Genomic DNA, 14,776 nt, shown 5'->3' with positions numbered 1-14,776 from the left:
CGATTTATTAGAATTATTATTTTAAAAAGAACCGACAAAGTTTTCTTTGCCGGTTTTGTCAGTAAAAAAGGATTAAGTTCCTTTATAACCTGGATTTTGGGCATCTAGTCCTAAAGTTTGATCACTGGTTAAAGTACTTAGGTCTATTGGCCATAGCAATTTATGGTTTTGACCCGCAATATTGTCCAATACACCAGTTAATGGTAAATCTTTTCTGAATGCTAAAGGATTTCCCGAAGCATCTTGCATACGACGTAAGTCATACCAAATTTTTCCTTCGGCTACAAATTCTTTTTGTCTTTCAGCAAAAATAGCCAATTCGTTTTGCTCGAAGGATCCATTTGCATATACTGGGGCAACACCGCCACCACCTGCATAAGCACGGGTTCTGATTGCATTAATTTCAGCAGATGGATCTTGACCTTGTTTGTTTTTAATCTCGGCCAACATTAAGATAGCCTCAGAAAGACGGTAGACAGGGAAGTCATCCGAGAAAATTCGGGCACCATCAACAATAGTACCGATAAACTTACGCAAATTAGTTGCATGAATTGTTCCTTTGTTAAAATTTAAGAAAGTAACATTTCCTCTGGTATCTGCAGCATCGTATTTTTGATATAAATCGTATTTATACTCATAACGGATAATGGTTCCACCACCATTTACCTTCAGCGGGTCGCCGGCAGGAATTGCTACACCTTTATCATCTACATAGCCACTTAATGGATCCGTAATAGCGTAAATAAATTGTCCATAGCTATTTGTTGCCTCTCCAAAACCATATCTCATGGCAAAAATAATCTCGTTGTTCCCTTTAATTGCAGCTGTAGCGGCTGAATTAAACACATTGGCAAAGCTCGATTGCAAGCTATATTTAGGGATAACAGCTTCTACGGCAGCTCTTGCGACAGCTAAATCAGCAGTTGTACTTGTTGGTGCAGCTCCATCAATCTTTACCTTTGCAGACCATAAATAGATTTCAGCCTGTAACATTTGAGAAGCACCTAAAGACCATTGTGCTTTTTGCATTTTGGTTGTATAATTTCCAGAAAAATTAGCGACAGATTTATTGATATCTTCTTTAATAAAGTCTAAAGTCTCTTTTTCTGTTGTAGTACGTGGCAAATAGGCATCCTGAGCCGTTGTTGGAGTACTAATAGCTACTTTTGGTTCTTTTGCTAAGGGTACTCTGCCATACGTGCGATACAATTGAAAATAGTAAAAAGCTCTTAAACCATACGCTTGACCTAAATAGTAACTCTTATCTGCAGCTACTAAATAATCGGCTCTTTCTACCTGATAAATTAAATTATTTACCTGAAATATAGCAGCATAAAACCCTGCCCAACCTGAAATACCGGGAGAAGATTCTCTTAAATCCTGACGAACTATAGATCCTGAGTTTAAAGACGCAGTTCCTGTAAAACTGGTTCCGTCTCTTAATGTGCCTCCTCTTAGTTCCCCTAAGTTAAACAATGTAAGTTGATAGTTTCTTAATTGTTGGTGTAATCCAACCATTGCCCCGTCAACTTGAGAAGGGGTTTTCCAAAAGCTCTCACTAGCGTAATAATCTTCTGGAGCTAAATCCAGATTGTCGCAAGCATTAAACGTAATTGATAACGTCAATAATGCAAATCCTATTAATATCTTTTTCATAGTTTTTTATAAAATAAATTGAACACCAAAAATTACTGTACGTGGTAATGGATACCCTCCTGTAACATTTATCCCTTGATCTGTTGCTTCTGGAGTGAATAAAGTTGATTTACTCATATAACCTAAATTTTGCCCGGTTAAGGTAAATTTAATTCCTTCAATTTTTAACTTAGTTAATAAATCAGCAGGCAATGAATAGGCTAAACTAATTTCGCGGAATGCTAAATAATCGGCTTTATTATAGAACATACTTGAGGTACGGAAGGTATTGTTTTTAAACAATTGATCTGCCCAGTAGTAGGTTGGATATTTTGCATTTGGATTCTCAGGCGTCCAGGTATCAAGTACTTCTTTAGTAGTGTTAAATGTCCCTTGAGCGTTACTTAAGAACCAAGTTCTAGGTCCGTCGTATTGAACATGACCTAAGGCGTAGTCAAAACGAGAGCTAAATGAGAACCCTTTCCATTTGGCATTGAAACCAAAACCACCAGTAACTGTTGGTACGGTACGTCCCATGTATTCCCTGTCGTAGCTATTAATAATGCCATCTCCGTTTACATCTTTCCACTTCACGTCACCTAATGCTATAGGATAATGCAATGCTTTTTCAGCGGGAGTCATAGCGTTAAATACTGTTGGGTGTACCAAAACTCTGGCACCAATTAAATCTCTCAGGGTTAATGCATAAGCATCTAATTCTGCTTGAGTTCTAATAATACCCTCGGCAACATAAGCATATGCTACGTTTGGATCTTGACCTTCTTGTAAACCGCCAACCCAAATTAAATTACCGTTTTTATCGTAAACCTGGCTTCCGCCAACTCTATTATTTTCCAAACCATTTGTAGGTAATTTTAATATTTTGTTAGTATTGTAGGCTGCATTTGCAGAGAAATCTAATGAGAAATCTGTGGTTTTAATTACTCTATAATTTAACTCCGCCTCTATACCTTTGTTTTGCATATTCCCTAAGTTTGTTGTAATTGAAGTTAAACCTGAGGTAGCCGGTAAGCTAAAGCTTGAAATTTTGTCTTTTGTTTGTCTGTTATAGTAAGCAAGGGTAAGGTCTAATCTATTAAACAAACGAGTTTCTAAACCAAACTCATACGTTGCTGAACGTTCCCATAATAAATCAGGGAAAGGAAGTCCGCTAAGTTGATAACCCACAATTCCATCGTATTTACCTCCTCCATAAGATCCTTGTAATTGATAAGGTCCAATAAGGTTATCACTAACGTTTCCGTTTTGGCCGTAACTTGCTCTTAATTTAAGGGTGTTAACTATTTTAGAATCACTTAAGAAATTTTCTTTATGTAGATTCCAACCCACAGATACTCCAGGGAAATTACCCCAACGATTGTTTAATAATTTAGAGTATCCATCACGTCTTACAGTAAAGGTTACTAAATATTTTTCGTAGTAGTCATAAGTTACACGAGAGAAAAAAGATAAAATACGTTGACGTGTGTGGTAGGAGTCAATAATTCTTTTGTCTTTATCAGAGCTTGTGTATTGTAAATCCATAAAATCATCAGATGGAGCTCCTGAACCAGAAGCAGACAATCCGTTTGAATAGGTGTCATAATACTCCGTACCTACCATCGCATCAATATGGTGTTTCCCTAAGAAATCAGTATTGAAATTTAAAGTACCATTATAGGTTTGACTCAATGATCTTCCAAATGAAGCGGATGAAGAACGGGTTTTATTAATATTGTTAGGACTCGATAAAAAATCTTTATTAAAAGACTCATTAAAACCTTCATTATAAAACCAGTTAGCGCTGGTTCTAAAGCTTAAATTTTTTAATAAATCAGCTTTGAAAGATTGAGACATTGTAAATTTATCGGATTGGTTTCTGCGAATAAATTTAGCATCATTAACTGCAGGGTTACCATCGGCGAAATCACGACCTACTAATAATTCACCATTAGCATTTATTCCTCTCATAGTAGGTGGTGCCCCCAAAGAACGGGTCAAATAATTTCCTTCACCATTTGTTTGTGCATCTCTCCATTTAGCGGTTGCAAAGTTCAAACTAGAAGTAGAGGTCAACCATGGTTTTACTTTATATTCTCCATTAAAAACAAAAGTAAGTCTTTTGTAGAATGTGTTAATAGGCAAACCTTCTTCGTCATAAGAACCAATACCTGCATAATAACTTCCTTTTTCGTTACCACCAGTCATGGATATATTAAGGTCTTTGGTTATACCTTGGGGTCTCAATGCGTAGTCTTTATAATTAAAATCTTTATAAATGATTTCTTTATTAGTTCCGTTTGGATCGTAAGCTCCAGCAGCATTGGTGCGAACCGGATCAATCATACTTTGCCAACCTTGACCTAATAATTCTTCATTCACTGAATTTCTGAACATAGGGCTCCACACAGCTGCCGAGTTTTTGTTTCCGTCAAGAATGTTTCCAGCTGCATCTTTGTAAAGATTTCCAGTACCAAAAGGACCAGTGGAGTTCAATTGGCTTAAACGGCTAGGGTCATAGGAACCTGAAGTTTGAATGGCTTTTCTGGACCAATATAAATAGTCTTTTGCATTTAAAAATTCAAAAGGAATATTTAAAGTGTTGATCCCTAATTTTGTATTAACGGTAATGTTTGAAACACCAGCTTTCCCTTTTTTAGTTGTAATCAAAATTACTCCGTTGTTAGCTCTGGCACCATAAATAGCAGTTGCAGAAGCGTCTTTTAAAACTTCGATAGAAGCAATATCATCGGGGTTAATTTCACTAAAACTGGCTCTTAAAAAACCATCGACCATTACTAATGGAGAACCACTTCCATCATAGTTTGTACCACCACGTAATGTAATATTGGGTACAGCACCAGGACGTCCTGAAGCCTGTTGTACTCTTAAACCAGGAATAGTACCCGCCAAAGCCGAAGCAGGGTTAGAGCGTACTCCCGTTTCCAATACTCTATTGTCTAGTTTTGATACTGAACCGGTTATTTTTGATTTCTTTTGGGTTCCATATCCCACAATAACAATCTCATCCAGTTTCTGACCAGATTCTTTTAATATAACAGTAATTGGAGCGCTAGTAATAGTTACTTCCTGTTGATCCATACCAATATAAGAAACAACAAGCTTTGTAGCATTATCAGGAGCAGTTAACGAAAAATTACCATTGAAATCAGTCTGTGCCGAAATATTGGTGCCCTTGACAATTATATTTGCGCCCGGCAAAGGATTTCCTGATTCATCTAATACTTTACCCTTAATTTGTTTTTCAATTAGAGATAATTTAAATGCAGTTCTTTCATTTTCTACTGTCTCGTGTCCATTTTTTTCGAATAAAGTAACAGTTCTGGTAGGTGTTGCTGCCGATACCTGTATGGTGAAAGGTATTAAAAACAGGGGCGTTAATTTGATAACTTTCCCGAATTTTGGCATAAGCCAAGGATTTTTTGGCTTGCTTTTTGGTAGTAATTCCATACTTTTGTAATGGTTTGGTTAGTAATAATTTTCCTTCTTGGTTTATTTATTTGTTTTTCCAACCATTGTTCTTTTTGTGAAGAACCAGCCAGCAATGTTTAGAGGACATGCTGGCTTTTTTTTTGGTATAACAAATCAATATTTTATAAAAAAGGGTAATCCCAATTTTTGTTGTTTTTTATTTTAGCAATCTAAATACTGTTCTTTATATTTTAAGAATATGAATTATGGCTTAGTTTTGAACAATCATTACCAATAAAAAAAATCATATCAATAGGAGCATTACAGTCAAAAATGCGTGTTGAGATTAATAATTTTAAAATATAAAACCTCTTTTTTTATAATAGTAATTTTGCACGGAGCTTTCTCTTGGACTAAATTATGTTCTTGATCCCTTGTAGGATAGTAAATAGAAATTAGTGTAAAAGAATAATTTTGAAATGTAATTTTTCCGTGTTATTTATTATCACGGCGTAAATATATAAATAAATTTAATAAATGCAATACAGTTATTAAAATATTTTAATAATTAAAATTTTGAAGTAATCTTTAATTATTTATTAATGGGGATAACATCTTTTCTTTTATAACGCAACAAGCTCCAATGACACCTGCACGACGACCTAAAGTCGATTTTTTAAGTTTCATATCACGGTTAACTAAACCTAGTGAATATTTTTTTAATGCAGATTGAATAGGTAATAGTGTGTAATCCCCTAATTGAGCGAAATCCCCACCAATTACTAATAAATCAGGATTAAAGATATTGAGTAGAATAGACAAATAACGTCCCATTTTCTCACTTTGCTTGGTCACCAAATCAACACATAGCGTATCTTCTAAAGTCAAAGCTCCCGCAATAATTGCATGATGCTGTAAAGCCAAAGCATTATCATCAAGAACTACTTTTGATTCTTTGCCTTCCTTTAAAGCCGCCTTAAATTGATTTACGAGTGACCAACCTGAAATTTCAGTCTCCAAACATCCTAGTTTCCCACACTGGCACATAATCCCATTATCAAAGATAGTACTGTGTCCAAATTCTCCAGAATAACCGGATTTACCATAATAAAGTTTTCCGTCTGTGATCATTCCTATAGCAACACCCCAACTATAATTAAGAAATATGATATTCTGTTCATCATCAACAACTCCTTCAGAATATTCCCCAAAAGTCATTGCTCTAGTATCATTTTCTAAATGAACGGGCAAATCTAATTGCTCAGAAATGATTTCTGTCAAAGGTCTGTTTTCACTAAAGAAATAATTATAGCTAAATCCCTCCATTGAATTTATTCGACCTGAAAAATTGATACATGCTCCCACAATCATACTTTTTTCAACAGAACTGTCTTCAACGAATGAATTAATTAGAGTACAAAATTCCAATAAAGACGCTTGAGTGTTTTGTAATGCAAAGGAAGTTCCTAACTCAATACTTACAAATTCATTTTTAATGTTTTGTAAGCCAATGGACATACTGGCAATATTTACTTCGACGCCTAGAAAGTAAGCACAAGTAGGATTGATACTGTATAAAGAAGGACGTCTTCCGCCACTATTGGTAACTTTTCCCAGATCTATCACGTAAGCTTCTGACAATAATTCATTAACGGCTTTAGTTACCGTTGGAACACTAGATTGTAGTTCAGAACTTAATTCAGCTATTGTAGCATTACCGGCAGACAATAATCGTTTTACGATTGCTTGTCTTAGCATGTGCCACTTTTGTCCAGAAAGGCTTTTGTCTTTACTACTATCTAATAAATCTTTTAAACTCATTATTGTATTTTTTAAAAAATTTCACCGGGATTCATTTACAAACTTACTATAATTTTTTTTAGACAATGAGTTAAATCTTAGCTTAGTATTAAATTTAGATTTCACTTTGTAATAATCACGAGAAATAAAAAGCCTGTAAATAGTAGTATTTACAGACTTTTGATTTCAATAAAAAAATAATTAGTGAGCGCTAAGAATCTCGAATAAAATTGCTGGCGTTGCTGGTTATCCTATTAATTGAGTAAATAAATCATGTCTTTCATTAAGGTATTGGTATTCGAATCCTTTGGTATTCATATTCGTTTTGATGGACTGAATGTCATTTGGATTCTTCAATTCTAACCCAACAACTACTGATCCTACTTCACGGCTATTTTTTTTGGCAAACTGAAAATAAGTAATGTCATCATCCGGGCCTAATATGTCGTTTACAAATTCCTTTAATGCTCCGGGACGTTGCGGAAACTGAATCATAAAATAATGCATTAATCCTTCGTAGAGTAATGAGCGTTCTTTAATTTCGGCAGTTCTTTCAATGTCATTGTTACTGCCGCTGACTATGCAAACTACTGTTTTGCCTTTTATTTCGTCCTTGTAAAAATCTAATGCAGCGATGGTTAATGCTCCGGCAGGTTCGACCACCATGGCTTCTTCATTGTACAGTCGTAATATGGTGGTACATACTTTTCCTTCTGGAACCAATATGATGTCGTCCAGGTTTTTTTTGCAAATATCAAAAGTCAGGTCGCCCACTTGTTTTACGGCAGCTCCATCAACAAACTTATCGATAATATCTAATGCCGTGTTTTTGTCATTGTCAATTGAAGTTTTCATCGAAGGCGCTCCTTTCGGTTCTACACCAATGATTTTAGTACTAGGACTCAATTGTTTGAATACGGTTGAAAGTCCGGAAGCCAGTCCGCCACCACCGATGGGTACAAATACATAATCTATAGGTTCTTTATACGTGTCCAAAATTTCTAACCCAACAGTTCCTTGACCGGCAATGACTTCTACATCGTCAAAAGGATGGATGAACGCTTTGTTATTTTGTGTGGCATCGGCTACCGCTTTTGCGTAAGCGTCATCAAAAGTGTCTCCTGTCAAGATAATTTCGACATAGTTTTTTCCAAACAATTGAACCTGTTTTACTTTTTGTTTGGGCGTGGTTTTTGGCATATAAATTTTCCCCATTATTTTCAAAAGGTGACAGGAGAAAGCAACGCCTTGCGCATGATTTCCAGCGCTGGCACAGACAATTCCGTTTTCTTTTTCGGGAGTGGTAAGTGTACACATTTTATTATAAGCGCCTCTTATTTTATAGGATCGAACGACTTGTAGGTCTTCACGTTTTAGCAAAACAGTTGTTCCAAATTCCTCTGATAAATTTAAGTTTTCGATGAGTGGAGTAGGAGAGACTACGTTTTGAAGTTGTTTTTGTGCTTGTTGTATAGTTTTAAATAAAGTCATTTTTTTAGTATTTGGAATTTAAAATTTGGAATTAAAAGGAATTCATGGGGTCTAATTCGGCTATTTTTGGGGCTAATTGTTGGATTATTTCTTTGTGCGTTTTACTGGTATAAACGCAATAATCAGTTTCCTGAATAATTGGAAAGGCATTGATAATTGATGCGACTTGTTTTTCTTTTTCATCGGAATTCGGAAACTTAAATAGTAGAATTTGATGAGTAAAAAGTTCAGCTTCAGTCTGAAAATAACATTTAAAAACTTCAATGACTTTTTCCATTTGATACACTATGTTTTGAACGGCTACTTCTGTTTCAATAACCGTAATTGTAAAGCGATATAAATTTACTGTTTTGCAAAAAAATACGGAGAAGCTATTTATATTTGTTTTTCTTCGAGTCAAAATAAGGACCACTTTATTGATTAATCCTTCCTGTTTTTCACTGAAAAGTGTTATTGTAAATTCTTGTTTCATTGCTGAATAGTTTGTTTTTAGTTAAAAAAAAAGCCTCTCTCAATTTGAACTGAGAAAGGCTTTATTAGAGAATAGAATCCTGACTCGTCATGTGAAACGAATAATGATAATTACGATACTAATAATTGTTGCTAAATTTTTCATATATATTTAAAATAAAAAACCTCCCGATTTGGGAGGTTTCATAAATTGTATATTGATTACTTATTTATATAACACCTCGCCATAATTATCGAATGATAATTATAATAATGACAATGATGATGTTAACTAAGTGTTTCATTTTTTTCTTGATAAGGTGCAAATGTATTGATTTTTAGGAAACCGAAATAATAATTTATTATTTCTTTACTGTTTTTTTGTTTTCAACTATAATAAGTAGATACTGAACTAGAATTTAGATTACGATAACAGATTGATATCAATAAGACAGGAAAGATTAAAATCAATGTAACAAATCACTATAGCGTCTTTGGGCAATAAACAATAATCAAACTACAACCAGATGGTTTCTTTTTGTTTGATATGATTAGAAATTTTCAAAATGTCTTTTAGAATAGTTCTGGCGGCTATCTCTTTACCTGATCCGGCTCCCTGGATTATAATTGGATTTTTACTGTTTGTTTTAGTATAAATTTCTACTAAATTTTCAGTGTTTTGTAACTGACCAAGCGCGGAATTAATAGGTACAGAAATTAATTTGACCTCTATTTTTTCACTTTCAATATCAAACTCTCCAACGTATCGTAAAACATGATTCTCATTCTGAGTCAGTTTAGCAATTCTATACGGTTTATCTAATAAATTTTTATTGTTTTTGTATACTGACTTTGTATGGGTTTCATTGAGAGTAGGTATTAATAAAGGCATAATTTGTACCTCTTTCAATTCTGCTTTATGCTCTATTTCTCGGGCTAGAATTACTAATTTTTCGGCTACAGCATTTCCGGAAAGATCTTCACGGGAATCAGTTTTGGTATAGCCTAATTTTTCAGCATCTTCAATTATTTTTGAAAACGGAATGTCTTCATTTCCAAATCTATTAAAGATATAACTCAATGAACTGGAGAATACACCTCTGATTTTTGTGATTTTTTCCCCTGAAAAATGCAATTCTTTAATGGTGTTTAGAATTGGCAATCCCGCACTAATATTTGCTTCATATAAATAGTCCTTATCGAATTTTTTTAGATTTCTACGAATTTCAGTATAAAAATCATGATGTAATATATTGGCCGTTTTATTAGCCGCTACTATATTAAAACCATTTTGTATCAATGAAATATACGATTTTATAATTTCTGGACTATTGGTTGCATCAACGGCAATCAAATTTTCTAATCCCTGATTTGTGGTATATTCTATAATATCTTCGACTCTGAAAGGAATGGCTGATTGTGCAAAATTTGCTTCCCAAGTATTCGCCAAACCCTCTTTTTCAAAAAAAGCTAAACTGGAATTGGTTATGATTGGGAAACGCAATTCGATAGTATACTTTTCCTGAAAAAAATGCTGGCTTTCCAGAACCTGTTGGATTAAACTGCCTCCTACGTTTCCAATTCCAAAAAGAACTATGTTAATTCTAAGCGCTGACATAATTTTGTGTTTTATGATTTAAAAAAATAGGGTTCAATATATCTGCTAATTGGTTGAATTCTATCAAGAATGCATCATGTCCATGAATAGATTGAATTTGATGGTAAAAAACATTTTGCTTTATATTTTTTAGTCCACGGTAGGTTTTTCGGCTTTCGTCAGCGATGAACAAACAGTCAGTATCAATCGTAATGAGATGAATGTTAGATTGAATGGTATTGGCTACAGCCAAAAAATCTTGTCTATTGCGGGTAATATCATTCGTCTTTAGCAAATGATTCATCAACTTATAAGCCGCCAATCGATACCTGTTTTTTAACTGAATTCCATGACCGAGCAACCAATTTTCGATTTGAAGAATGGAGGAACTGTCTAGTTTGTTTCTTTGAAATCGTTGATTTACATATTCGGGCGTTCTGTACAATAAAGTAGCATGCAATCGTGCATCAACAATTGGGTCGTCCGAGTTATTGAGAATTTGATCTTGTATTAAAACATTCGCAATTACCCAATCAGTAGCTTTCCAATCAGTGGCAATTGGAATTAAATTTTCAATTCTTTCGGGTTGTAAAGCTGCCATTTCCCATGCAATTGCACCACCTAAACTTCCACCAATGATTGTAAAAACAGTTTCTATTTTTAAATAAAATAAGCCTTCCCAAAAAATTCTGGCAATGTCACGAACGGTGAAATCACGGTAGTTGTCTATTAAATTCCCAACTTGGTTATCGTATCCGTTTCCTGGAATGTTAAAAACAATTACGGTAAAATAATTAGTATCAATGGATTTGTTTTCTCCCACAACACCATTCCACCAGCCGTTTTTTCCGGAAACAGTTGAGTTTCCTGTCAAAGAATGATTCACCACGACTATTGGTGCATGACCAATGGGCGGACCAAAAACTTGATAGGATAAAGAAATATATGTTTTCTGTTTCCCTATTTCTAAATCAAAATTAAAAAGATCTATTTTTTCTATATTTTCCATTTTTTACTGTTTTAAAATTCAAGTAGTTTTTTGTTTTTAGAAAAGCAGCCTTTGGAACCAAAAACAAACCAAAGGCACGCTTTTCAACCAAAAAACAAAAATTAGTATTGTTGTATTTCTTGAAGTTCTTTGATACTTGCAAAAGCAACTTTCAAATCTGTTTTTAAGTCTTCAATATCTTCTAAACCAACTGAAAGTCGAATCAAATCTTTAGAAACTCCTGTTGCAATTTGTTCCTCATCGGTTAATTGCTGGTGAGTTGTGCTTGCCGGATGAATAATAAGTGATTTAGTATCTCCAATATTGGCTAAAAGTGAAAATAAATGAGTCTCATCGGCTACTTTTTTAGCGGCTTCAAAGCCCCCTTTTAATCCAAAAGTAACGACACCGCTTTGTCCTTTTGGTAAATATTTTTGAACTAAATCATAATATTTACTTGTTTTTAAACCTGGATAATTAACCCAAGCGACTTCTTCTTGAAGCGCTAACCATTCAGCTAATGCCAATGCATTTTGGCTGTGTCTGTGTATTCGAAGCGGTAAGGTTTCTAATCCCTGAATGATCTGAAAGGCGTTGAAAGGACTCAAAGCGGCACCAAAATCACGCAAGCCTTCTATTCTCACTTTTGCAATAAAAGCCGCATTGCCTAATGCTTCATGATAAATTAGCCCGTGATAGCCCGCCGAAGGCTCTGTAAATTCAGGAAATTTTCCATTTGACCAGTCAAAATTTCCGGCATCAATAATAACGCCTCCAAGTGAAGTTCCGTTTCCTGAAATGTATTTTGTCAGGGAATGAATTACAATATCGGCTCCATATTCAATAGGATTGAGTAGGTAAGGAGACGCAACGGTATTATCAACAATAAACGGGACTTTAAACGCCTTAGCCTCTGTTGAAATTGCTTTTAAATCCAACACATCTAATTTTGGATTTCCTAATGATTCTACAAAAAAGGCTTTGGTATTTTCTTGGGCAGCACTTGTAAAATTTGACGGCTCTGTAGGATCTACAAATGTAGTGGTAATGCCCAATCTTGGTAAGGTCACTTTTAATAAATTGTAGGTTCCGCCATAAAGACTATTTGACGCAACTATGTGATCACCGGCTTTCAATAAAACCAAAAAAGTCGTTGCAATTGCTGCTGTTCCTGAGGCAGTAACCACAGCTCCGATTCCTCCTTCCAAAGCGGCTAATCGTTGCTCTAAAATATCATTGGTTGGATTATTTAATCGGGTGTAGATAAATCCGGCTTCGGCTAAGCCAAATAAATTGGCGGCATGTTCTGAATTATTGAAAACATAAGAACTGGTTTGGTAAATAGGAACTGCTCTGGTTCCTGCGTTTTTTGTTACGTCGTGACCTGCATGTAATGCATTTGTTTCAAATTTTTGTGTGCTCATGATCGTTAATTTTTAGAGTTATTTAGTGTTTTTTCTTGTTTTGTTTATGGATATAAAAAAACCTCTGCGGTTTGCAGAGGTTCTATTTATCTTTTTAAAATTAATTATAATAGAAACGCTGCGGAAAATTCCGGCATCATTTTACACATATTGCAATTGATTAATTTCATTTTTTTTTATCTTTTGTTGAGGCAAATGTGCAAACTAATTTTTATTCCACCAAGGAAAAATTGATTTATTTTATAAATTCTATAGAAATAGTAGAGTTTAATATTATTTCAAAGTATTTAATACATTGTTTTATGAAATATTTATTTCTGATTTTATTTAATGGTAAGATATTGAGTGTGTTATTTAAGAGCTTTAATATTTGTAGTAATAACTATAAGAATATTGAAATTCCTTCCTGTTGAATTGGAATTATACTATTTATGTCTGGGCAGATAAAACAGGAGTTGTAGAGTTTAGCAAAATTAGACCTGGAAATGAGGTAATTCCTGGAGCAGTCAACAAAAATTAACGAAGTTTAAGTATCCACATATAAAAAATTTGTATTTTGACACCAAAACAATAACTATTTATTAGAATGTCACAAAAAACAAAGCAATTTACAATTCATGAAGATTGGACAGTAGTACTCTTAGGTTTCCTGATTATCGGGTTATCCCTTTTTGTTTTTCTTCCCTCGGTTCCTGTATTCAAGTGGTCAAATGGTACGGATTTACGCAACGATGTATTTGATTACGGGAATTTACAAATCATTATGGTGCAGTTTGTGTACCTTATTTCTATTGGGAGTATTGGTGCTTTTTTGATTGGAAAGTCAGTAAAAAACTTCTTGCTGGGTTTTCCTGTCGTTTATTTATTAACCGTTATTGCATTGATTATTGCAGGAAACAGCGAGATAAAAGGACTCAATTTAGAGGCTGTAATTTTCAGCTTGATTATCGGTTTGTCTATAGGTAATTTTTTTACGCTTCCAGAATGGTTTAGAACAGCACTTTCTACAGAAATTTTTGTAAAAATTGGATTGGTATTATTAGGGACCAGCGTCATATTTTCAGATATTCTTAAAGCAGGTTCTTTGGGATTGATACAAGCTTTGATAGTCGTATTATCGGTTTGGTATTTTGCTTTTTGGTTGTGTAAAAAACTAAAAGTAGATGACGAGTTGACCATGATGATATCCAGCGCGGTTTCCATTTGTGGAGTTTCGGCAGCTATTGCTACATCAGGAGCGATAAAAGGAGACTCAAAGAAGCTTTCATATGTTATTTCGATGGTTTTGGTTACTGCAATTCCAATGATGATTTTTATGCCGATAATTGCCAAATACTTTAATTTCCCGGAAGAAGTTACCGGGGCATGGTTAGGCGGCAGTATTGATACTTCTGGAGCAGTAGTAGCTTCGGGCTCCTTGGTGGGAGAAACAGCTTTAAAAATTAGTACTATCGTTAAATTTTCTCAGAATGTATTATTGGGTTTAGCTGCTTTTGCTATTTCGGTTTATTGGACATACACTCAAAATGCATCTGATGGAGCTACTGTGTCTAAACCAACTTTAAAAGTGATTTGGGAACGTTTTCCAAAATTTGTTATCGGGTTTATTGCAGCTTCATTACTTTTTTCTTTTTTACTCACATCTGATGCTCGGGATGCAGTCAAAGACGGATTAAAGAATTTACAAGGAATTTGGTTTGCTTTAGCTTTTACGAGCATTGGTTTAGAAACCAATTTTAAAGATTTGTTCAGCAAAAACAGTAAAAAACCGCTTTATGCGTTCTTAATTGCACAGTTGTTCAACATCATTATTACACTTATTATTGCCTTTATATTGTTTGGTAAATGATTTTTTGATTAATATAAACAGATATAAAAAAATCCATTTTACAAACTGTAAAATGGATTTTTTTATATTAAAAATTGAATGCTTAAGAAATAAATTTAATCTCAAGATTA

General features: G+C 34.2%; 9 protein-coding genes. 1 reads left to right on the top strand and 8 read right to left on the bottom strand.

Annotation, left to right across the window (positions count from 1 at the left end; translation table 11 throughout):
- Window positions 1–72 precede the first annotated feature (72 nt).
- From Q1W72_RS02385 to Q1W72_RS02350, 8 genes are all read right to left on the bottom strand, one after another.
- A complete protein-coding gene (locus tag Q1W72_RS02385) occupies window positions 73–1,656 on the bottom strand; it encodes a RagB/SusD family nutrient uptake outer membrane protein (protein WP_099715755.1) in 1,584 nt (527 codons plus the stop codon).
- Window positions 1,657–1,662: 6 nt separating this feature from the next.
- A complete protein-coding gene (locus Q1W72_RS02380; RefSeq protein WP_302137157.1) occupies window positions 1,663–5,106 on the bottom strand; it encodes a TonB-dependent receptor in 3,444 nt (1,147 codons plus the stop codon).
- 549 nt (window positions 5,107–5,655) lie between these two features.
- The gene (locus Q1W72_RS02375) at window positions 5,656–6,888 is read right to left on the bottom strand and encodes an ROK family protein (protein WP_099715754.1); all 1,233 of its coding nucleotides are present in this window, start codon (window positions 6,886–6,888) and stop codon (window positions 5,656–5,658) included.
- 225 nt (window positions 6,889–7,113) lie between these two features.
- Window positions 7,114–8,358, bottom strand: coding sequence for a threonine ammonia-lyase IlvA (ilvA, locus tag Q1W72_RS02370; RefSeq protein WP_302137154.1), 1,245 nt, complete (start codon window positions 8,356–8,358; stop codon window positions 7,114–7,116).
- A gap of 31 nt (window positions 8,359–8,389) precedes the next feature.
- Window positions 8,390–8,830, bottom strand: a complete 441-nt coding sequence (locus Q1W72_RS02365; RefSeq protein ID WP_099715752.1) for an ACT domain-containing protein — start codon at window positions 8,828–8,830, stop codon at window positions 8,390–8,392.
- A 495-nt stretch (window positions 8,831–9,325) separates the two neighbouring features.
- Entirely contained in the window at window positions 9,326–10,426 is a 1,101-nt protein-coding gene (locus tag Q1W72_RS02360) for an aspartate kinase (protein WP_099715751.1), read from the bottom strand.
- Window positions 10,413–11,414: an alpha/beta fold hydrolase gene (locus Q1W72_RS02355; protein ID WP_302137151.1), complete on the bottom strand. Its 1,002-nt coding sequence runs from the start codon at window positions 11,412–11,414 to the stop codon at window positions 10,413–10,415. The genes Q1W72_RS02360 and Q1W72_RS02355 overlap by 14 nt, the downstream gene beginning before the upstream one ends.
- Window positions 11,415–11,515: 101 nt before the next feature.
- Complete coding sequence (locus Q1W72_RS02350; protein WP_302137150.1) at window positions 11,516–12,817, bottom strand: O-acetylhomoserine aminocarboxypropyltransferase/cysteine synthase family protein; 1,302 nt, start codon at window positions 12,815–12,817, stop codon at window positions 11,516–11,518.
- Window positions 12,818–13,403: 586 nt separating this feature from the next.
- On the opposite strand from Q1W72_RS02350, the gene Q1W72_RS02345 reads away from it, so the two are divergent.
- Entirely contained in the window at window positions 13,404–14,666 is a 1,263-nt protein-coding gene (locus Q1W72_RS02345) for a YeiH family protein (RefSeq protein WP_099715747.1), read from the top strand.
- Window positions 14,667–14,776 lie beyond the last annotated feature (110 nt).

The sequence above is a fragment of the Flavobacterium sp. ZE23DGlu08 genome (assembly GCF_030505335.1).
GTDB classification, from domain to species: domain Bacteria; phylum Bacteroidota; class Bacteroidia; order Flavobacteriales; family Flavobacteriaceae; genus Flavobacterium; species Flavobacterium algoritolerans.
Note: the sequence above shows the minus strand (reverse complement) of the source record. Positions and strands in the feature narration are given on the sequence as shown.

Excerpts from the sequence above, each read along its gene's own strand:
- Q1W72_RS02355 (WP_302137151.1), bottom strand. The coding sequence starts at position 11,414 with ATGGAAAATATAGAAAAAATAGATCTTTTTAATTTTGATTTAGAAATA.
- Q1W72_RS02380 (WP_302137157.1), bottom strand. The coding sequence starts at position 5,106 with ATGGAATTACTACCAAAAAGCAAGCCAAAAAATCCTTGGCTTATGCCA.
- Q1W72_RS02350 (WP_302137150.1), bottom strand. The coding sequence starts at position 12,817 with ATGAGCACACAAAAATTTGAAACAAATGCATTACATGCAGGTCACGAC.
- Q1W72_RS02345 (WP_099715747.1), top strand. The coding sequence starts at position 13,404 with ATGTCACAAAAAACAAAGCAATTTACAATTCATGAAGATTGGACAGTA.
- Q1W72_RS02385 (WP_099715755.1), bottom strand. The coding sequence starts at position 1,656 with ATGAAAAAGATATTAATAGGATTTGCATTATTGACGTTATCAATTACG.
- Q1W72_RS02375 (WP_099715754.1), bottom strand. The coding sequence starts at position 6,888 with ATGAGTTTAAAAGATTTATTAGATAGTAGTAAAGACAAAAGCCTTTCT.
- Q1W72_RS02365 (WP_099715752.1), bottom strand. The coding sequence starts at position 8,830 with ATGAAACAAGAATTTACAATAACACTTTTCAGTGAAAAACAGGAAGGA.
- ilvA (WP_302137154.1), bottom strand. The coding sequence starts at position 8,358 with ATGACTTTATTTAAAACTATACAACAAGCACAAAAACAACTTCAAAAC.
- Q1W72_RS02360 (WP_099715751.1), bottom strand. The coding sequence starts at position 10,426 with ATGTCAGCGCTTAGAATTAACATAGTTCTTTTTGGAATTGGAAACGTA.